We start from the raw sequence: 20,176 nt of genomic DNA, 5'->3' as shown, positions 1-20,176 counted from the left end.
TAGGCGGCCCCATGTCTGACAGCATCGCGCTGGACGAGCCCAGCAGCGTCGCCAACGCCACCAGCATCTTCGACCGCCGGTTTCGCCGGGTCGCCTTCGCAGTGCTGCTGCTGGTCGCGCTGTCCGCGTTCGAAGGTCTCTCGGTGGCCGCAGCGCTGCCCCAGGTCGCCGCGTCCCTCGGCCATGTCGAGATGCTCCCCTGGGTCATCACGAGCTACCTGCTGACCGCCGGCGTCTCCACGGTCGCCGCGGGCTCGCTGATCGACCGGATCGGCATTGCGAAGGTCTTCCGAGGCTCCGTCATCCTGCTGATCATCGGCGGGGTGCTTGCGGGCCTCGCACCATCGATGGCGACACTCGTCTTGGCCCGGGCGATCCACGGCGCGGGTGCAGGTGCGGTGAACGCTGTCGGGCTGAGCGCCGTCGGGCTGGTCTTCCCACGGCATCTAATCGGACGAGCCTTCGCCGCCAACACGAACGTCTGGGGTGCGATGAGCGTTGGGGGGCCTGCCCTGGCGTCCGTGCTGCTCACGTTCGCCTCGTGGCGCTGGATCTTCCTGGTCAATCTACCTCTTGGAGCGATCGCGCTGGTGGCCGGTTGGAACGCCCTGCCTCCGCCGGCCCACGAAGGCCGAGGTGCTGCGCTGCGGACCGTGGATCTGGGGCTCCTCGCAGGCTTCACTTTCTTCGTGCTGTTCGCCGTGGACGCCCTCGACGGCCGCTCGCTGCTCGCCCTAGGCGCCGCTGTCGTCTGTGGGATCGCCGTCGTACGACGCAATCGCGGGCGCGAGGACGCCGTGATCGCTCCACGGCACGCCCTCGACGCCCCGTTGGGTCCGCTCGCGTGGGGCATCGCGCTCATGCTCATGGCCGGCATCGGCGTCCAGACCTTCGTGCCCCTGTTCGTCAGCGCCGGACACGGGGGCGGTACGGCGCTCACGGCCTGGTCGGTCGTCTTCTTCGTGCTCGGCTGGACCGGAGGCGCCAACATCGTCAGCCGACTCAGCGAGCGTGTCAGCCCTCTCAACGTGATGCTGGGCGGCACCGTGCTGCTGTCGTGCGCTCTGTTCGCGATCGCCGGCATCGCTGCCTCCGGGGCACCGCTGCCAGCGCTGTTCGTGCTGCTCGTCTTGGCCGGCTCGGGCATCGGCGGCAGCACCAACGCTGGGCTCACCCTGCTCCGCGACTTGGTCACCGACGACGAGCTCGGGCGGGCCACCGCCGCCCACCAGTTCCTCCGCAACCTTGGGTTTGCCATGGGCAACGCCCTGGTTGGCTCGGTCCTGCTCTTCGTGGTGGGCACCCTCATGGGGGATGTCGAGCGCATCCGCGAGGTGCTCGGACGGGCCGACGGTGTGCCTCTGAACGCCGAGATCTCGGCCGCCGTGCAGACCGGGTTTGCCGTGGCCGCCTTGGTCAGCGCGGTTGTCTGCCTGGGCGCGCTCGCCCCACTATGGCGGGTCCGCCAGCACATTCGGCAAGCCTGAACCGGCCTCACCCGAGATGTTGCAGGGTCAGGACCTCGACTGCAGCGACGGTCCCGAGGCTCGATGATTTGGCAAGATCGAACAACACGATCAGATCCGCAAGACCATCGCGGTACGAGAAATGCCGCTCGTCCTGCATGGACTCGCTTGCGCGTTGGCATGGCGCTCAGGATGCTGTTCGGATCGAACTCGCGGGAGACCAGTCGCCGAGGTCGGGCAGCAACAAGCTGGTACTAGAGAGGCGTGCCGGAGCGAAGGCGCCGCGTTGACCGGGGCGCGGCGCCGAGCCCCAGCAAGATCAGGCACGACCACCACAGCCGCATCGGCGACGGATTGGCTGTGTTGCACGAGCAGCCGGCGGGGTCGTCTGCGCCAGGGCCGTCAGCACTTTCGCTGGTGCCCGTAGCCTCGCCCGCGTCGCCATCACCGGAGCCGCTGTCTCCGTCTCCGTCGCCGTCACCCGGGTCGCCGTCTCCGTCGCCGTCACCCGGGTCGCCGTCTCCATCACCCGGGTCCCCGTCTCCGTCCCCCGTCGCCATACACCCGATGCGCTCGGTGCTGACGACGACGTCGTCGAACCACACCTCGTTGGGCTGATCCGCGTCCCCGCCTGCGATGTAGTGCTGAAGCCAGGCCTTGTTGAGCGCGAGCTCCTCGACGTCACGCCAGTGCATGCCCGTCTGCTCGAGCGAGAGCTCGTCATCGACCCAAAACGACATCGCGCCATCAGCTTGCCCGGGCGTGTTGATCTGCATGTGCAATTCGAGACAGGTCCACTCACCGGTGGCCAGCACCTTGGGCGGATCAGGCGCGAACAGGTTGCCCCAGCAGCACTCGAGCCCGTTCTCGCAGGGCATGTCCTTTTGCGCGCAGCCGTCACAGATGCCCTGCGCGTACACACCATCGCAGTAGCCGCCCATGTCGCAGTTCATCTCGGGAAAGTATGTATAGAAAAACAGCTCGTGATCGGTGTTGAAGTCGAGGGTTGTGCCCGCCGCGCGGTAGCCGTTGGGGCGGCAGCCGGCGTTGCCATCGGCGCCCCAATACTCGTCTGGTTGGGTGCCGGCGATCGAGAGAAAGTGATGCACGTATTGATGGTCGTCGGCGAGGCGCACCCAGCTACGAAAGTAGAGCTCGTCGTGCCCGGTCAGGAGACAGCCCTGCTCGCCGCTGCCGTTGCAAGTCCGATAGGCCAGCGACGCGCCCCTGTAGTTGGCCGCCGCAGCGGCGGGCAGGTGCAGGGACCAGTCGCCGTCGTGGGCCGCGGCAGGATCTGCGAGCAGCTGGATGCGATCCGGGTCGTTGACGCCGTCGGGGCAGCCGTCGCACTCGACGAAGGCCGATTGATCAAACCACTGCTGCCAGCCGAGCCCGCCCTGCTCGAAGTCCTCGCACATCAGCCACGCGGGCTGAGGGTCATCGCACGGGGACGCGAGCGCCGGGCTCGCCCAGGCCAGGGTCAGCGTCGCGCAGATCAAGACGGCCAAGCGCTGCATGTGGGGAGTCTACCGTGCGGATGAGATTTCCGATGCGGGGTCGTGGGATACCTGAACATCGCGCCGCCCCGCGCTCGACGTGCTTGTTGGCCGGCGATGTGCATCGCGGACGGCCTACCATTTGGCCGAGGCGGGTCTGGCGATTCGCCGGCCTCGCGCGGGCTTACTGGAAATTTCGGCGACAATGCCCTCGGAGATCGGGCTCGAGCCCTGACTCATCCACCACTAAATCGTGCCGCAGACCCGCGCGCGAAGCTGCTGGCCATGCGCTCGAACACCTCGCGCGTCGCCGGCGAGTCCTTCCTGGCGTTTCCCGACAGGTACCAGATGCCCTCTCGGTCGAACAAGACCACGTCGTAGAAGAGCTTGCCGTTCGCGGCGGCCTTGCTCGCGCCCACGGACACGCGGCCCTCGAGCCCGTCGATCGTGACCGGCTTGACGTCCTGGGCCTCGAACCCGTGCAGAGCCTCGAACCTGTCGAGCGCGCGCTGACGCTGCTCGTCGGAGATCGAGCCCGGCACCAAGCTCACGTGAAACACCACGTCGCCGGCGAGGGTGCCATCGCTGGAGTACATCAGCTCGCGCTCGTCCTCCATGATCGCTTGCAGCCCGCCAGTGTCGACCAGATGCACACCGAGCTGTTGCGGCGCGTCGCTGTCCCACACCGCCGAGCGCAGCGCCGCCTCGAGCTGCTCGAGCTGCTCGTCACAGGGCGCCTGCGAACAGATTCCCGAGATGACGATGGTCTCCTCGCCGCTGCCCAGCAGCCGTTGCCAGCTCGACGTGAACTCACCCCCGCGCGCCTGAGACACGAGCACCAATCGCCCGGGCAGGTCGCCCTGGGCGAGATCCTCGGCGTAGTCAGGGGTGACGCCATCGGCGGCGAGGTTGGCCTCCATCGCCGCGCGCACGTCCTCGTATGGACGATCGATGCGCGTGACCATGATCATCCCACCCGTTTGTTCGTTGCGAAAGCCGTCGTAGCTGGACATGGCCGCGAAGCCTGGCGGAGGGGTGAGACGAATCGCGGTACCTGGGACGCTGACGAGTGGCTCCGCTTGCTCCGCCGGGGCGGCGACGGTTGCTTGTGACTGCGGCTCGGGACGCTGCGTGGGGGCAGTCTGGCTCGAGTCGCACGCGACGAGAACGGCGAGGGATACACCAAGAAATACGATACGCACTTGGTCGACGGTAGGTTGGGCGTCCCCACGCCGGGATCCCCGGCGTTGGAGACATGCTGGAGACGGCTTCTCACCGACCCAGAACCCGAGGGCTGTTAGTCCTCACGCCCTTCGCGGTGCGCCCGTACTCGGCCTGCGGCCTGCGTGCGGGCCGAAGGACCCCAGCTTCGCTCGGGCCCTCCGCCGCGAGGGGCTGTTAGTCCTCACGCCCTTCGCGGTGCGCCCGTACTCGGCCTGCGGCCTGCGTGCGGGCCGAAGGACCCCAGCTTCGCTCGGGCCCTCCGCCGCGAGGGGCTGTTAGCCCTCACGCCCTTCGCGGTGCGCCCGTACTCGGCCTGCGGCCTGCGTGCGGGCCGAAGGACCCCAGCTTCGCTCGGGCCCTCCGCCGCGAGGGGCTGCTAGCCCTCACGCCCTTCGCGGTGCGCCCGTACTCGGCCTGCGGCCTGCGTGCGGGCCGAAGGACCCCAGCTTCGCTCGGGCCCTCCGCCGCGAGGGGCTGCTAGCCCTCACGCCCTTCGCGGTGCGCCCGTACTCGGGCTGCTAGCCCTTGATCACGCCCCGCCGCTCCAGCGCGCGGACCAGCCGATCAACCTCGCGAGCAATGTTCAGCTCGTCCCCGTCGATCATGATGTCCGGATCATCCGGCGGCTCGTAGGCCAAGCTCGCCTCGTCCGGCTCGCGGCCAAGCGCCTCGAGCCGGCTGCGGCAGGTGGGCAGGTCCGCGTCGAAGAAGGCCTCGAGGAACGCGAAGCGATCCTGAAAGTGCGCCTGCGCGTTCGCCCGGTCCGCCCGCGAGGGCGACGTGTAGGCAACGATCACGATCATCCCCGCATCCGCGACCAGCTCCGCGGCGTTGACCAGCGCACGAAACTGGGCAGCCTGGGCCTGCCGGTCAATGCGCGTGAGCTGCTGCGGATCAAACACGTAGGCCATGTGCCCCGCGTCGAACAGCCGCCGCTCCAGGGCCCGCGCGACCACGATCTTCCCGGTGCCCGAGCGCCCGGTCATCCACAGCACGGCGGGCTTTTGATTGAACCGGGCCGCACGCTCGGTCGCAACGATCGCCCGCGCCACCGCGCGGCCATCGTCTTGGTAGTCCTCGCCGTGCCCGCGGATCATTCCGGCGGCGACGGTGACGTTGCTGACCCGATCGATGATCACGAACGACCCAGCGGTCTTGTCCTGGGTGTAGTCGTCGAGGATCAGCGGCCGGTTGAGGCTGAGGCTGACGTCGCCGATCTCGTTGAGCGCCAAGCTGTTGGCGCTGACGTGCGCGAGCGTGTCCATGTCGACCTTGTGGTCGACCTTGACGATCGTGCCCGAGACCAGCGTGGTCATGTGCTTGAGCAGGTACTGGCGCCCGGTCTCGAGCGGGATGTCGTGCATCCACACCAGCGTGGCTTCTAGCCGGCGGCTGATGTGCAGGTCGTTCTCGACCTGGGTCAGCACGTCGCCGCGGCTGATGTCGATCTCGTCGGCGAGCGTGAGCGTGACCGACATCGGCGCGAACGCCTCGGCGAGGTCGCCGTCCCAGGTCACGATTCGCTCGACCCGGCTGGTCTTGCCCGAGGGCAGCACCTTGATCAGATCACCACGCCGGATCCGGCCCGCGGCGATCGTGCCCGCGTAGCCACGAAAATCCAGGTCGGGCCGCGAGACCAGCTGGACCGGGAAGATCAGTCGCTCGTCGTCGCCGGTGCTGGCGACCTCCATGGACTCGAGGTGCTCGAGCAGCGGCTTGCCGCCAGCTTCGCGAAACCATGGGGTGCGCGCGCTCGGCTCGACCACGTTGTCGCCCGCGAGCGCGCTGACCGGGAAGAACTCCACGTTGCCAAACTCGAGCTGGTCCGTGAACGCCCGGAACTCCGCCACGATCGCGTCGTAGGTGCTGCGCTCGAAGTTGACGAGGTCCATCTTGTTGACCGCGACCAGCAGGCTGGGGATGCGGAGCAGCGCGGCGATGTAGGCGTGGCGCCGCGACTGCTGCAAGACCCCAAGCCGCGCGTCGATCAGGATCACCGCGGCGTCGGCCGTGCTGGCCCCGGTCGCCATGTTGCGGGTGTACTGAACGTGGCCGGGGGTGTCGGCGATGATGAACTTGCGCCGCTTGGTCGCGAAGTAGCGGTACGCGACGTCGATCGTGATGCCCTGCTCGCGCTCGGCGACCAAGCCGTCGGTCAGGTTGGCGAAGTTGATGACCTCGCTGCCGTCTTGCTCGGTGCTGGTGACCGAGGCCAGCTGATCTTCGAACACGCCGCCGGTCTCGTACAAGAGCCGGCCGATCAGGGTTGACTTGCCGTCGTCGACCGAGCCGATCGTGACGAAGCGCAGCAGGCTGCGGCGCTCGTAGTCACCCAGGAACTCGAGGATCTCGGCGTCGGCCCGATCGGGCGGCGGGATGGTCTGGACCAGGCTGCTGACCGGGCGCTCGGCGTCGGCAGGGCGCTGGCTGGGAAATGGCGGGCTGCGATGATCAATGGCCATCAGAAGTACCCCTCGCGCTTCTTCTTCTCCATCGAGCCGTCGGCGTCGCGGTCGATGACCCGGCCGGAGCGCTCGCTGACGCGGGTGGTCAGCATCTCGTGGATGATCTGCGGGACGGTGGTCGCCGTGGACTCGACGGCGCCGGTCAGCGGGTAGCAACCCAGCGTGCGGAACCGGACCATTTTTTGCTCGGGGACCTCGCCGGGCTCGAGCGGCATGCGCTCGTCGTCGACCATGATCAGCGTGCCGTCGCGCTCGACCACCGGGCGCGGGGCCGCGTAGTAGAGCGGCACGATCGGGATGTGCTCGAGGTGGATGTATTGCCACACGTCGAGCTCCGTCCAGTTCGACAGAGGGAACACGCGGATGCTCTCGCCCTTGAAGTGACGCCCGTTGTAGAGCCGCCACAGCTCCGGCCGCTGGTTCTTGGGGTCCCAGGCGTGGTTGCGATCACGAAAGCTGTAGACCCGCTCCTTGGCACGCGAGCGCTCTTCGTCGCGCCGGGCCCCGCCGAACGCCGCGTCGAAGCCGTGCTTGCTCAGCGCTTGCTTGAGCGCGTCGGTCTTCATGATGTCCGTGTACGCGGCGCCGTGATCGAAGGGGTTGATGCCGTCGCGGACCCCGTCGGGGTTGGTGTGCGAGAGCAGCTCGTAGCCGCTCTCGCTGCACAGCCGATCGCGAAAGTCGATCATCTCGCGGAATTTCCACGTGGTGTTGACGTGCATCAACGGGAACGGCAGCTTGCCGGGCCAAAACGCCTTCTGAGCGAGGCGCAGCATCACCATCGAGTCCTTGCCGATCGAGAACAGCATCACTGGCTTCTCGAACTCGGCCACGACTTCGCGGATGATGAAAATGCTCTCGGCCTCGAGCTGGCGCAGGTGCGTGAGTCGCCGGGCGTCCATCGGAGCGCGGAGTGTAGACGCTGGGTAAAAGCGCGCAAGCGCGTGGCCCACGACCTGCGCCACGAATTAGCGCACTTCGTTGCGCGTGCCCTCGCCTGCGGTGATGAACAGCGCGGTGACTGGCTCGACCACCTTCGCGGTGTGCCACACCCCACGCGGGTTGATCGCGGCCTCGCCGGCTGCCATCTGCACCTCGCGGTGCTCGCCATCGATATCCTGAATTAGCGTCATCTTGCCGGAGATTATGTAGACCAGCTCTTCGCCGTTCGGGTGGACCTCCCAGGTCGCCCAGTCGGCGTCGAAGCTGTGGACGGCGACGAGCCGACCCTCGGCGCCGTCGTCGGCATGCGCGGCGCCGTAGCGCTGGTACCACTCCATGCTGCCGTCGTGAGGGGGCTGCGGCAGCACGGTGGCGCCAAGGCCGAGGTGAACAGGGGTCTTCGAGAGATCGAGCACGCTCATGCAGGCGAGGATAGGCCAAGAACTCCGGCGCGCGCGGCCGCTTGATCCCGCGCCCGGATTCTCACGCCTACCGGTGGCGAGCGGTCCGGCGACAGCCTCGATGCCAAACGCGGGAGACCCGCTGACCGTCGCGTGCGTGACGAGATCCCCGAGTCGGATCAACTGTGAATGGCGTTGGACTCCGGCCACGCGTAGCGCCACCAAAACTCGCTGTCGGCTCCGGTCCGCAGCGGCGCGGGCAGGTGCTCGACCGCGTTGAGGCCCTCGAGCAACAGGCCGTCGCTTGGGTCCCAGCTCAGGGTCGTGACGCCCGTGTTGCCGTGGACGAACGCCAGGCCGCGCGAGGCCGGAACGTGAAGCCAGCGACGCAGCCAGCGGGACAGCAGATCGCCGTGGGTGACGACCACGATCGTGTCGTGGTCGCCACTGGCGAGGATGGTGTTGGCCCAGGTGATCACCCGATCCACGCGCGCGCTCACCTCATTGGCGCGCTCGCTGACAGCCCGACCGCCGTACCAACCTTCGGGGCCAATGTTGCGGCACGCGACCGGAAACTCGGCCTCGATCTGGGCGGTGGTCGAGGACGGCCGGGCCTCGTCACAATAGTGGCACCCGCCAACCTCGAATAGTTCACCCTCACAAGTAAAGCGGTCGATGCCAGCACGTTCTGCGCTCGCCGCCGCTGTGCGAAGCGCCCGTCGCATCGGGCTGCTCACGAGCAAGCTGCGTGAGCTTGCAAGGATTGGAGCGAGGGTCTTGGCCAGCAACGACGCCTGCTCGCGACCGGTCTCGGTGAGCTCGGGATCGGCTTGGCGGGCGCGGTTGGCCTCGAGCTGCATTCGCTCGGGATCTGAACGGAATTGCTCGCGGATGCGAGCGTTGCTCAGGTTGTTCTCGGATTGAGCGTGACGCACGAGGAGCAGGCGCGGCATGGTGGGCGCTTCTATCACGGTGGACGAGCAGGCCAGCGCTGATTCAAGTCCAGCTGGGTGCGCGTATCTTGCTGATTGATGAGTGCGGACATCTTCGCGCAGTCGTCAATCGCACAGCGCACCGAGCAGCGCGCCCGGATGGTGGGTCCACGGCGGGTGCGAAACCCCGAGGCTGGTGAGTTCTGGCAGGTGAACCTGGGCATCGTTCGCTTCTCAGGGGGAACCGGTCGACGAAAGCGTCCGCAAGCGGGCGAGAAGCCCTCGCCCGAGCTGAAAAAGATTCAGCTGGGTATGGGTCGCTGCCCCACGCATGAAAGTACGTGCGATGATGTGGAACACGTGCCTGTTCGCGCGCCGCTCGGACTGTTCAGGGGATTCGCCCAGCTTGGCGCGGTGGCGTTGCTCATTGGCTGTCGTGGGTCCGAGGCGCCCGCGCGGGTCAGCGTGGAGCGACCGGCCAGCGTCGAGGTCGACGTGGCGTCCAACCCCGAGCCTCCGGTCGAGCGCGCGCCGATCTCGGACGACGCGGTGATCCAGGCGATTGTGGCGATCGCAGATCGAGACAGCCAAGTCGGCGATCTGCTCGCGGCGGTCGCCGTCGAGATCGGGCCGCGCCTGACCGGCTCGCCGCAGCTGCTCGAGGCCGAGCTGTGGGCCGTCGATCAATTCGAGGGCTGGGGCCTGACGGCGACCCACGAGCAGTGGGGCAGCTACCCGGTCGCCTTCGATCGCGGCAAGGCGACCGGCGCCGTGGTCCGACCCGAGCGCGAGCCCCTCGAGTTTGGGACCTGGGCGTGGACGCCCGGAACCCGCGGTCAAGACGGGCTCGAAGCCGGCGGCCCCGTGCGTGGCCAGGCGCTGCGCTACCCCGAAGACGCGGCCCAGCTGCGCGCGCGCAAGCCATACCTGCGCGACGCGTGGATCATGGTTCCCTATGGGTTCGAGCGACCAAGCGGCAAGCTGGGCCAGCAGATCGAGCGGGCCTTCGAGCGTGGGAAGATCGCCGGGCTGGTGTTCGCCGCGGGCGACTCGGACGATCCGCGGATCTCGACCCACGGCGACCATCGCCTCGATCCAGACAAGCTGCCGACCCGAGTCGAGATCCAGCTGCGCGGTGATCAACACCACGCGCTGCTTCAGCGGATCGACGCGGGTGACTACGTCGAGCTCGAGTTTGGCGTGGCGAATCGGCTGCTGCCGGGTCCTGTGCCGGTCTACAACGTGATCGCCGAGCTCCCCGGGGCGAGCCTGCCGGATCAGCGCGTGATCGTTGGCGGCCACCTCGACTCGTGGGACGGCGGCAGCGGGGCGATCGACAACGCGGCCGGAGTGGCGACGACGATGGAGGCCGCGCGCCTGATCGCGGCGGCGTGCGCCCGCACTGGCCAGCGCCCGCGCCGGACGATCAGCTTCCAGCTGTGGTCGGGCGAGGAGCAGGGCTTGCTCGGCTCCACAGCTTGGGTGGCCGCCCACGCAGATCAACTCGCGGGGATCAGCGCGGCGCTGGTCCACGACAACGGCACAAACTACATCTCCGCGCTGCCCGTCACCCCGGAGCTTCACGCGATCATGCAGGCCGTGTTCGAGCCGGTCACCAAGCTCTCGCCCGCGGACATGCCGTTTAGCTTGGAGCTGGTCGAGGGCCTGCCCTTCGAGCCCTCTGACAGCACCTCGTTCTTGCGCGAGGGGGTGCCGGCGTTTTTCTGGGGGCAGTCGGGGCGCTCGGACTACGACCACTATCACCACACCCAGTACGACCACGCCGACGCGGTGATCGACGCGTATCAACGTCACTCGGCCTTGGTCGTGGCGATCGCCGCTTGGCAGCTGGCGCAGCTGCCCGCGCCGCTCGAGCGCCACAACCTGGTCGCGCTGCCGGGGCGCAAGCTCGGGGCAGCGCTTCACGACACCAGGGTCGTCTCGATCCTCGAGGGCTCGCTGGCCGCCGGAGCGGGGCTCGCGGTGGGTGATCGGATCCTCGAGGTCGCGGGGGAGCCGGTCTCGACCCTCGCCCAGCTGCTCGCGGCGGTGCGGCGCGGCGATTCGCGCAAGACGCTGACGGTCGCGCGGCGCGGCGCCGCGGGGCCGGGCACGACCCGCGTCGAGCTTCAGTTTGACTGGTCCCAAGACCCCGACGAGGCCGAACGCATGGCCCGCCAGGCCGAGCGGCGCAAGCGATTCGGCGAGCAGCTGCGACCGTGGGACACTGAGCCCGGCGCGGCTACACCAGAGCCGGCCCCCCACGAGCATGACTGATCGACTGCGCCTATTTGTCGCCTGCGCACCCGGGCTCGAGGACCTGCTCGCGCAAGAGCTCGATGAGCTCGGCGTTGAGGAGTGCGCCGTCACCCAGGGCGGCGTCAGCTGCTTCGGCGATCGCGACGCGATCTACCGGATCAACCTTGGCTCGGCGCTTGGCTTGCGCGTGCTCGTGCGCATGGCGGACTTCTTGGTTCGCGACTTCGCGAAGCTCGAGCGTGTCACCAAGGCGCTCGAGTGGGAGCGCTGGCTGATCCGCGGCCCGAGCGGGCAGCTGAGCGTGCGGGTCCGGGCCCACGCCAAGCGCTCGCGGCTGTATCACACCAAGGCGATCGTAGAGCGGATCGAGCGAAGCATCGCGCGTCGGCTCAAAGGCGAGGTGCGGGTCCGGGCTGACGTTGGCAAGGGCCCCGGTGGCGGCGAGCTTGGCGACGAGGGGGTCGAGCCCACGCTCGTTCAGGTTCGGATCATGCGAGATCGCTGCACGATCAGCGTTGATACAACTGGCAGGCTGCTGCACAAGCGTGGGTGGCGTCAGCAGACCGCCAAGGCCCCGCTGCGCGAGGACATCGCCCAGGCGCTGCTGCGGGTGACCGGCTGGCAGCCGGGCATGGCCTTGTTTGATCCGGTCGCGGGCGCGGGCACGACGATCATCGAGGCCGCGACGATCGCCGCCGGCTTGCCGCCAGGTGCGAGCCGAGCGTTCTCGTGCATGCGACAGCCGCGATTTGACGCGGCGCGCTTCAACGCGATCCGCGACGAGCTCAGTCGCGGCGCGCAGCCGGTCGCGAGCTTGCTCGGCTGTGATCGTGACGCAGGCGCGGTCGAGGCCGCGCAGGCTAACGCGGCGCGATCGGGCGCGGGGAGCTTGGCGCAATTCATTCAGCGATCCGTTGGCGACAAGCAGCTGCCCGAGCTCGTTGGCGACGGCGTCGCGCTGGTGGCCAACCCGCCGTGGGGCTTGCGAACCGGGGATCCAAGCCGGCTGCGCAACCTCTATGCCAGCCTGGGAAAACTGGCGCTGCAGCTGCCAAGGCCAACGCGGGTCGGCTTGGTGACGAGCGAAGCTGCGCTGGCGGGTGCGACAAAGCTTGGGCTCGAGCGCCAGCTGACCACCGAACAAGGTGGGGTGAAGATTGGGATCTGGACGGGCGTGATCGAGTAGGGTGCTTGGATGTCTCTGTTGCGCATCAGCGCGAGAATCAGGCGTGCGGGTGGCTTCGCTGTGATCCGGCCCTCATCGACGCCAAGTGTGGACAGGCGTTGCCATGCAGGCCTCGCGGGCGCTCGTATGGCGCCCGTGTCGTCCGTGTACGGTCATGCGCGGGTGAACTAATCTCGGGACGCGGAAGTTCGCGGCACCATGACTTCACCTGACGATGATCCAGCGATCGAGCGGCGGCTCGAAGCTGTCAATGCGCAAGTCCAGCAGCTGCTCGCGCGCGTGCACGCGCTCGAGCAGCAGGTTGGCGGACAAGCGCAGCCAACGGTGACGCCACCCCCCGCGGCGCACCCCGAACACCCCCAATATCAACAAACCTGGCCACCACAAGCCACGCTCCCACCACCTTCCGCGCCGCCGGCGAGCTCCGCTGAGCGCGAACCCTCGGCCAACGCCGCGCGCTTCGCCGCAGCCCTCGACGCGCATGTCGAGCCGGAGACCAAGCGCAGTCCAGCGCAAGTGTTGGCGGCGACCGGCGGCGCGGCGCTGTTGCTTGGTTTGGTCTCGTTTGTCGTCTACGCGATCGAGCAAGAGTGGCTCTCGCCGGGTGTTCGGTTTGCGGGCGCGGCCTTGCTGTCGGCGCTGCTGACCGTGGCTGCGTGGCCGCTGGCTCGCAAGCGGTACGAGTCGGTCGCAGGGGCGGTCGGCGGCGCGGGCCTTGGCGGCTGGTTTGCTGCGTGGCTGCTGGCTCGGCACACGCACGAGCTCGTCAGCGGGCCGCAGGTGTTCGTGGCGTTGGGGGTCGGCGCGGCGGCGTGTCTGTTGATCGCCGATCGGCTGCGGCTGCGGCTGATGGCCGTGCTGGCCACGCTAGCTGCCTGCGCGACGCCGGTGCTGGTCGCCAACGTGGGCGGGCACCTGGTCGAGCTGATGATCTACCAGCTGGTCGTCGTGGGCGTGTTGATGTTCGTCGACTGGCGGCGAAGCTGGCCCGAGCTGCCCACGATCGCGCTGGTGGCCACGTGGATGTTGGGTGGGCGCTGGGCGGCGATGAACCTTGGGCCCGACAACGGCGACGTGTTCATGTTGTGGTCGGTGGTCTTGCTGGTTGCGAGCGCGGCCTCGGGGTGGCGGTTGTTGCAGGCCAGCGTTGACGCGGCGGATCAGCTGCACGCCCAGGCCCGGCTGATCGTCGCGGGGATCCTGAGTTGGGCCGCGGCGACGGCTGCGTTCTCGCAGACGCCCAAGACGCTGGCGCTGGCGACCCTGTGTCTGGGCGGCTGGCACGTGGTCTTGGCCGTGCTCCTGCTCAGGCGCGCGGACGCGGCCGAGGGCTCGACGGTCAGTCGGGTCTTCATCGGCTTCGCGTGGGTGCAGGCGATGGTCGCCGGGCCGCTGTTGGTTGGCGACGCCGCGCTGGTCTCGTGGTGGATCGGCATGAGCGTGGTCGCGGTCGCGCTGCCGTGGTCGGTGCTTCGGCCCCTGCGCATTGCGATGATCCTGCTGCCTTCGCTCGCCGCCGTGATCGCGGCGGTCGATCTTCATGAACCGCCCGCGCTGCCGCTGGGGTTGTTCGCGGCCGCGGTGCCGCTGGGGGCGAGCTTGTGGTCGCGCGATCGCTCGGACGACGCGGTGAAAAACGCGAGCCCCAACGTCGTGTTGTGGACTGCGGCGATGGTTGGGTGGACGGGCGTCGTGGTGGAGCTTGGCCCCAAGGCCCCGCACGTCGCCCTGCTCTGGGCGCTGGTGCCGGTGGTCGTGCTTGGCGGCTGGGTGTGCGCTCGGTTGACGCGCCACGGCGTGTGGCTGGCGACCGCGGGGCTCGGGGTTGGCCTGATCGGCGCGCTCGTGGCAATCGCCGGGTGTGAGGCAGAGGGACTGTTCAAGGCCGAACAGGCGGGCCCGCAGGCGCTGCTCGTCGTCGCGCTGCTCACCCTCGCCGGGCTCGGGGGTGCGTTGATCTGGCGGGTGATCCAAGCCAAGCAGCTCGAGCGGCTCGAAGACGACGCGGAGGCCGGCCCGCTCGGGATCCTGGTCGCGCTCTCGCTTGGGCTGTCGCTCGCGCTGGTGACCTCGGTCGTCATGGATGTGGTTGGGGCCGGGCCAGGCTTCGCGCAGCTGTGCTACACGCTGTGCATCGCCGCGACGAGCCTGGTGTTGCTGGTCGCTGGGCTGCGACTGCGCCAGGGCAGCTGGCGCCACCTCGCGCTCGCGGGCTTCGCCTTCGCGGCCGTGAAGATCGTTGGGTTTGACCTGGCGGACGCGGACGTGGTCTGGCGGGCGCTGGGCTTCGCTGGGATCGGGGTGATCCTGATCGCGGGTGCGTACGCCTACAGTCGGGCCCAGCGGTCCATGACGCCCTCATGATGAAGCCCCACCGCGCAACGTTGACTCGATCCGTCGTGGTGTGGGCGAAGATTCGGCAGGGTGGGCATCCATTGTGTTGTTGACGCGGATTGACTCGGGCTTTGCGCCGGATGCGCGAGTGCTGGGCACGGATCGGCCAAGTCAGCGCACGGGCGTTCTTCGGCCTGGATCCTGGGTCGAGGGTAGCGCCTCGCGTTTGCGATTAGACCCAGACAATCATGAGCAAGCCGCGAGCATCCAAGATCTGCTGTGCCGCCGTCACCTTGTGTCTGATGGCGCTTGGCGCCTGCACCAAGGACGATGACGCCAAACCCCGTGAGGCGGTGGCCAAGCTGACCGACTCGAACGGGAAGGGGGTCGGCGAGGCCACATTCGAGATGGGGGCGACGGGTGTCAAGATCGAATTCAACGGTCATGGCCTGACGCCTGGCAGCCACGGGTTTCACATTCACGAGGTTGGAAAATGTGACCCGCCTAGCTTTGATTCGGCGGGCGAACACTTCAACCCAACGAACGCGAGCCCCGGCCCGGACGAGGTCGGCTTCTTGCCATACCTGCAAGTCGCAGCCGACGGCACCGTGAAGTATGAGGCGATGGTGAAGGGCGCCAACCTCGATGAGAAGGGGCCCCGATCGTTGCTCAGCGACAAAGGGACCGCGCTGGTGATCCACCAACAAACCGATGATCCTGACCCAGCCAAACCCGAGCCCCGGATCGCGTGCGGCGTGATCCAAGCGGGCAAGGGCTGATGCCTCGCCCAAGCACCCGCGACCGGGGCTCGGCCGCTGCGCCTTCGCTGCCCGCCGAGATCGCCCAGGTCGCTGGCGATGTCGTCTCGCTGCGAGCCGAGCTGCTCAAGCTCGAGTTGCTGTCCTATGTCGAAAAAACGCTCAACCCCGCGATCTGCAAGGTGGTCGCCGCGTGCCTGGTCGGTGTTGGCGGCTTGTTCACGTTGATCGCCGCCGCGCTGGCGATCGGGGCGGCGCTCGGGCACCTCAGCTTGGGGATGCTGATCGTGGGTGTCGCCGTAATCGGGCTTGGTGGACTGTTTGCGCGGGTTCGTCCGAAGCTGGTCAGCTTTGGCGACAAGCCGCCCGAAGTCGAGTCCAAGCGCGCGCAGGCGCTGCCGATCACGCAGGGTCGAGAACCTCCACGGGCAGTGTCTGCCGGCTCGGCGGCAGCCGGACCACCCGACCACGAGCCTACGCGCGAGCCCACACGAGCTCAGCTGCAGCGGCAGCTCGAGGCGAGGGAGCGGCTGCTGGCGTCCGACCTCGACGAGCTCGGCAGCGAGACGCGGGCTCACGTCGTGCGGTATTCGAAGCTCGCGGCGGTGGGGGTCGCGGGCGTCGCCGCGGCGATGATCGTTGGGGGGCTCGTCTGGACGCTCGCGGGCCGCCGCGGCGGCGGAGCGTCAGCCCGCTAGCCCGCTAGCCCGCTATCCGCCAATGCCAGGGCAGTCGACCTCTGGAAACTCGGCAACCGAACAGGTCGCCGTGATCGAGGTGCCCCCAACCGCCGGAAACCCAGGGCGGCGGGCGATCTTGAACTCGAGGTTGAACGCAGCGTCGATGCACTGCGCGGACATGTCGTCGTGAGCGCTGGGCGTCAGCCCGGTCTTGTCGCTGAGCAGCGCGTAGCAGACGTTCGCCTGCCCGCCGGGCATGGTGTAGTCGTTGGTCTGCGGATCGATCACGTAGCCGTTGGCGTCGCGGAGGCACTCCTCGATCGCGGTGGTGTTGGCGTTTCCAGGTGGATCCTCTTCGACCGTGCAGGTGGGCTCGACGAGCGGCGTGGCCGGATCGCTGTCGAGCACGCACTGGGTGTAGCAGGCCGGCTGGAGCTGGTCCCGGATGCGATCGACGATGCTGTCGAGCGCGCCCGAGTAGTCCGACTCGCAGATCGAGAACATGTTGCCCGGCGTGAACGCCTCGACCACGTCGCGGAGCCGCACGGGCGGGACGGCCTGGGCCGGCTCGTTAGGGTTGGAGGGGTTGGGCGCTTCGCAGCCGGGGCCGATCCCAAAGGTGTTTTGGAACACCGGATTCGTACCACCCACGTCGGCGTAGTAGGGCTCACCCGTGTTGTCGACGCCGCCGATCAGCCCGACGATGATCTCTTGCTCGGCGTTCAACTCCTGCTTTTGTTGCTCGAAATCATCGAGCAGGCCAATGTAGCGACTGAGGGGGTGGAGCACGGCGTTTGCGTCGCTCACGTTGCTCTGGCCGTTCACGTCTTTGTTGACCGCGTCGCAGCTGGCGTAGTTGCTTGGATCACCGGAGCACTCGACGCCAGCGTTCCAGCACACCGCCGAGGTCGGGAAGCTGGCGGCCGGGTCGGACCAAAACACCTTGTTGCCGTCTTGCTCGAAGATCTCGCTGTACGACTTGTTGTATGAGCAGTCGGCCTCGTCGGTCAAAAAGATCACGGCCAGGATCGCCGAGCTGCGCAGGAACCCGTAGCTGGCCTCGTCGGCGTTCTGGGTCCGAATGAGGGCGAGGTACATGGACTCGAGCTGGGACTCGAACCCGCAGCCGTTGATGCCCTGCGGCGCAATGCAGGCGAACGCGTCGGACATGCTGATTGCGTCGGGGATGTTCTTGGCGCCCGCGATGCTCTCGAGCCAGGGCCGCGGCTTGGCGTTGGCGTCGACGTCCGTGGTGGTTGGCAGGATCTCGAGCTCGGCCTGCGAGAGCGGGCAGATGTCGTTGCACGCCAGATCCTGGACATCGACGCTGTTGTTGAACGAGAAGTCGCCAAGCCGGCTCTTGCATGAACTCGCGACCAGCTTGCCAGCCTCGGGCGTGGTCGCGCCGGACGGACACCAGGGGTTCCCGTTGTCCGTGGTCGTGATGCCAATGCGGTAGTTGGCGCCGACGTCGGGATCCTCGAGGACGTCGATGATCGCCCCCACGCTGGTCGCGAGGAGCGCCTGTTCCTCACCCATGGACCCTGAATTGTCGATCACGAACAGGATATCGACGTCTTTGTTGACCGTCAGCACGGTGAGGCCGGGCTCTTGGTTGGTTGGGTCGCCCTCGGTCTCGCCAACGGTCTCGCCAACGGTCTCGCTGTGCGTGTAACCGTCGTCTGCACACCCGCCGGGGAGATCCAAACACTCGATGGTCTTCGAGCAGCCCGAGGCGCCGACGAAGGCCGCGACGAGGGACATACCGAGGGTTCCCACCAATGTTCCGGTACGGCTGTGCACGGTCATGCCATACCACGTCGCGCGCTTCCACGCGCCCGAGTTTGACACTTTCAGTCGGGGAGGGTTCGTGCCTGCAACCGACGGCGTCGTGAACGGGTCACCGCCGACGGCGTAGCCCGAGCAGCGCGAGCAAAGCAAAGGGCGCCGCGAGCCGATCGGGTTGTGACGTGCTCGCGCACGCGCAGCCGCTGCTGGGTGCCGGAGCGGGTGTGGATGTGGATGTGGATGCTGGTGCGGCCTGCGGCTGGGTGGGCGCGGGTGTAGCATCCTTCACCGGCCGGGCGGCCGGTGGGGGCTCGCCGATCTCCACGGCTCCAATCCCCAGCTGTTCTCCTGCCGACGCCGTGACGAAGCTGCTCAGCGAGGTCCCGCGGGTGACTTGGGTCAGCTCTTGGGCCAGCGTGGGTTGGGTCGCACCGCCACCGCTCGGACCCCCCCAGCGGCCGCGCACGGGGTCGCTACATTCGATGTCACCCGCCCACTCGTGGCGAATCGCATACCTGGCCTGAAAACTATTGAGCCCACCCTGGATGAGCGTGGCGCCACGCCCGAGCTGGCCGGGGGTCTCGCGGCCGCCAGTGATCGCGGGCGCGGCCTCGAATACGAGGTCTTCCGCGAGGCTGCTGGCATCGTAGCGCGCGTGTAGCCGGGTCAGCACGAACGTGCTGGCCGACGATCCTCGCCCGCCGCCTGCCGGACCGCTGGCGCGCGGTGAGCCGACGCTTGGGGCCAGTACGAAGGGATAGCTGACGGTGACCAGACCGCCCCCGCGCGGCTTGGGAAACTTCCAGCGTTTGACCGCTTGGGCGATGCACTGTCCGACCGTCGCATCGCCCAGGGTGGTGTCGCTGACCTTCGCGGTCGAGACCAGTCCCTGACCATCAACGACAAAGTCAACCACCACGCGGCCGGCCAGGCTCGGGTTCTTGGCCAACCCCGCGTTGTAACAAGAGCTGACCTCGTTCATGTGCGCGCGCACGATTCGACGGATGACGTCTTTGTCGAGCGGGCCTCCAACCCGCGGCGGCTCGACAACGACCCGGGGCAGGCTTCCGGTGGATCGGGTCGCCCCAGGCGTGCTCGACCCGCTCGAGATCACGTCACCGCCGAGCTCGAGCAGCTCTTGCTGGGTCAGCGCCGCCTCGGGCCCAGGGCAGGGATCGCAGGATCCGGCCCCCCACGCATACTCGGTCACCACCGCGCCCGGATTTTGCTCGAGGGTGTGATCGAACAGCGACACATAAAAGTCCCCAAACCGATCTTTGACCGCAGCTTTTACGTTGAGGTTGGTCGGAATCGTCGCGTTGGGATAGTTCGCAACCTGATAGCGAGTCCCCGGCGCCAGCACGTGAACCAGCAGATCCTGCTTGCCGCCGCTGGCGGGATCTGGCGCGTTGATCAGCCCAAGCCGGACCGGCAGCGTGAAGTCCTTGCTGTCGTAGTGAAACCGCAGCGGCGACAGCTTGGCGCGGCCGTTGCCAGCGAAGGTCACCTTCTTGGGGTTGACCTTGGCGACGAAGAATTTCATGTCTTGCTGGACATACGGGCGCAGCAGCGGCTCGGCGCCCGCGGGAATGTTGTAGCCGTTCTCGCGCAGCCAGTCGTCGAGCCCGCTCGACTCGGTCGCTGACAAGATCACGATCTCGTACTCGCCGACCGCGAATTCGGCCTCGACCGTGACCGTGCTCGAGCCGCTTCCAAGGCCATAGCCCGATCCGCCGCCGCCGCCCTTGCCGATCGTGCCGATGTTGCCCAGCCCGATCGTGCCGCTGTCGGGGATGCAGGGATCTTCCTCCCAGTACTCGACCAAGCGCGGCGCGGCGAGCTGGTCGACCCGATCGAACAGCTCGGGGCGCAGGGTCTTGACGTCGGCCTCCTTCAGCACGACCGGGACCGGGATCACCAGCGCGAACGCCTCGGGCGGGCCCTGGTAGTCGTTTTGCATCGACAGCACGGTCCGCGTGCCGTCGCGCATCAGCACGACCACCGTGGCGTTGTTCAACAATTTGGCGTCGGCGCCCGCGACATAGAATCCGCAGAACGCCTGGGTCTTGGTCGGCACGAGCAGGCCAACGCCGCACGCGAGCGCGCAGGCCAGAGTGAGCGACCGCGGCGAAGACCAGCTGAGCAACTTGGGCGAGCGCATCTGCGCCCAGTCTAACCTAGGAGCCCGTGGTGCAACGCCTCACGCCGCCTCGCTTGGTCTTTCCGCCGAGCTCTTCGTCGCCGA

General features: G+C 67.8%; 15 protein-coding genes. 6 read left to right on the top strand and 9 right to left on the bottom strand.

Annotation, left to right across the window (positions count from 1 at the left end):
- The first annotated feature begins 101 nt into the window (after positions 1-101).
- Complete coding sequence (locus DB30_RS14845; protein ID WP_165703768.1) at positions 102-1,487, top strand: MFS transporter; 1,386 nt, start codon at positions 102-104, stop codon at positions 1,485-1,487.
- Positions 1,488-1,494: 7 nt separating this feature from the next.
- On the opposite strand, the gene DB30_RS42770 is transcribed toward DB30_RS14845, so the two are convergent.
- From DB30_RS42770 to DB30_RS14815, 7 genes are all read right to left on the bottom strand, one after another.
- Positions 1,495-1,626 carry a hypothetical protein gene (locus tag DB30_RS42770; RefSeq protein WP_276204357.1) on the bottom strand — a complete coding sequence of 44 codons (132 nt, stop codon included), beginning with the start codon at positions 1,624-1,626 and terminating at the stop codon, positions 1,495-1,497.
- 94 nt (positions 1,627-1,720) lie between these two features.
- Complete coding sequence (locus DB30_RS14840; RefSeq protein WP_052549313.1) at positions 1,721-2,983, bottom strand: dickkopf-related protein; 1,263 nt, start codon at positions 2,981-2,983, stop codon at positions 1,721-1,723.
- A 215-nt stretch (positions 2,984-3,198) separates the two neighbouring features.
- Entirely contained in the window at positions 3,199-3,975 is a 777-nt protein-coding gene (locus DB30_RS14835; RefSeq protein WP_052549312.1) for a hypothetical protein, read from the bottom strand.
- Between the two features lie 729 nt (positions 3,976-4,704).
- Positions 4,705-6,648: a bifunctional sulfate adenylyltransferase subunit 1/adenylylsulfate kinase gene (locus DB30_RS14830; protein ID WP_052549310.1), complete on the bottom strand. Its 1,944-nt coding sequence runs from the start codon at positions 6,646-6,648 to the stop codon at positions 4,705-4,707.
- Complete coding sequence (cysD, locus tag DB30_RS14825) at positions 6,648-7,553, bottom strand: sulfate adenylyltransferase subunit CysD (protein ID WP_052549308.1); 906 nt, start codon at positions 7,551-7,553, stop codon at positions 6,648-6,650. The genes DB30_RS14830 and cysD overlap by 1 nt, the downstream gene beginning before the upstream one ends.
- Positions 7,554-7,619: 66 nt before the next feature.
- Positions 7,620-8,015, bottom strand: a complete 396-nt coding sequence (locus DB30_RS14820) for a cupin domain-containing protein (protein ID WP_052549306.1) — start codon at positions 8,013-8,015, stop codon at positions 7,620-7,622.
- Positions 8,016-8,173: 158 nt separating this feature from the next.
- The gene (locus DB30_RS14815; protein ID WP_052549304.1) at positions 8,174-8,947 is read right to left on the bottom strand and encodes a histidine phosphatase family protein; all 774 of its coding nucleotides are present in this window, start codon (positions 8,945-8,947) and stop codon (positions 8,174-8,176) included.
- A gap of 339 nt (positions 8,948-9,286) precedes the next feature.
- Here DB30_RS14815 and DB30_RS14810 point away from each other — a divergent pair, with 339 nt between their 5' ends.
- The 5 genes from DB30_RS14810 (at position 9,287) to DB30_RS14790 (ending at position 16,161) form a co-directional block, all read left to right on the top strand.
- Positions 9,287-11,203 (top strand): M28 family peptidase, encoded by a 1,917-nt coding sequence (locus DB30_RS14810; protein ID WP_165703767.1) that lies wholly within the window; start codon positions 9,287-9,289, stop codon positions 11,201-11,203.
- The gene (locus DB30_RS14805; RefSeq protein WP_052549301.1) at positions 11,196-12,371 is read left to right on the top strand and encodes a THUMP domain-containing class I SAM-dependent RNA methyltransferase; all 1,176 of its coding nucleotides are present in this window, start codon (positions 11,196-11,198) and stop codon (positions 12,369-12,371) included. Before DB30_RS14810 ends, DB30_RS14805 begins: the two co-directional genes overlap by 8 nt.
- Before the next feature lie 198 nt (positions 12,372-12,569).
- On the top strand, positions 12,570-14,735 hold the full coding sequence (locus DB30_RS14800) for a DUF2339 domain-containing protein (protein WP_146658949.1): 2,166 nt from the start codon (positions 12,570-12,572) through the stop codon (positions 14,733-14,735).
- Positions 14,736-14,953: 218 nt separating this feature from the next.
- A complete protein-coding gene (locus DB30_RS14795) occupies positions 14,954-15,484 on the top strand; it encodes a superoxide dismutase family protein (RefSeq protein WP_052549297.1) in 531 nt (176 codons plus the stop codon).
- Positions 15,484-16,161, top strand: a complete 678-nt coding sequence (locus tag DB30_RS14790; RefSeq protein WP_052549295.1) for a phage holin family protein — start codon at positions 15,484-15,486, stop codon at positions 16,159-16,161. The genes DB30_RS14795 and DB30_RS14790 overlap by 1 nt, the downstream gene beginning before the upstream one ends.
- A 12-nt stretch (positions 16,162-16,173) precedes the next feature.
- Here DB30_RS14790 and DB30_RS14785 read toward each other — a convergent pair whose 3' ends face one another.
- Positions 16,174-17,907 (bottom strand): VWA domain-containing protein, encoded by a 1,734-nt coding sequence (locus DB30_RS14785; RefSeq protein ID WP_052549292.1) that lies wholly within the window; start codon positions 17,905-17,907, stop codon positions 16,174-16,176.
- Positions 17,908-18,043: 136 nt separating this feature from the next.
- Complete coding sequence (locus tag DB30_RS14780) at positions 18,044-20,092, bottom strand: TonB family protein (protein WP_052549290.1); 2,049 nt, start codon at positions 20,090-20,092, stop codon at positions 18,044-18,046.
- Positions 20,093-20,176: the final 84 nt, after the last annotated feature.

Source organism: Enhygromyxa salina, from assembly GCF_000737335.2.
GTDB classification, from domain to species: Bacteria; Myxococcota_A; Polyangia; order Nannocystales; family Nannocystaceae; genus Plesiocystis; species Plesiocystis salina_C.
Note: the sequence above shows the minus strand (reverse complement) of the source record. Positions and strands in the feature narration are given on the sequence as shown.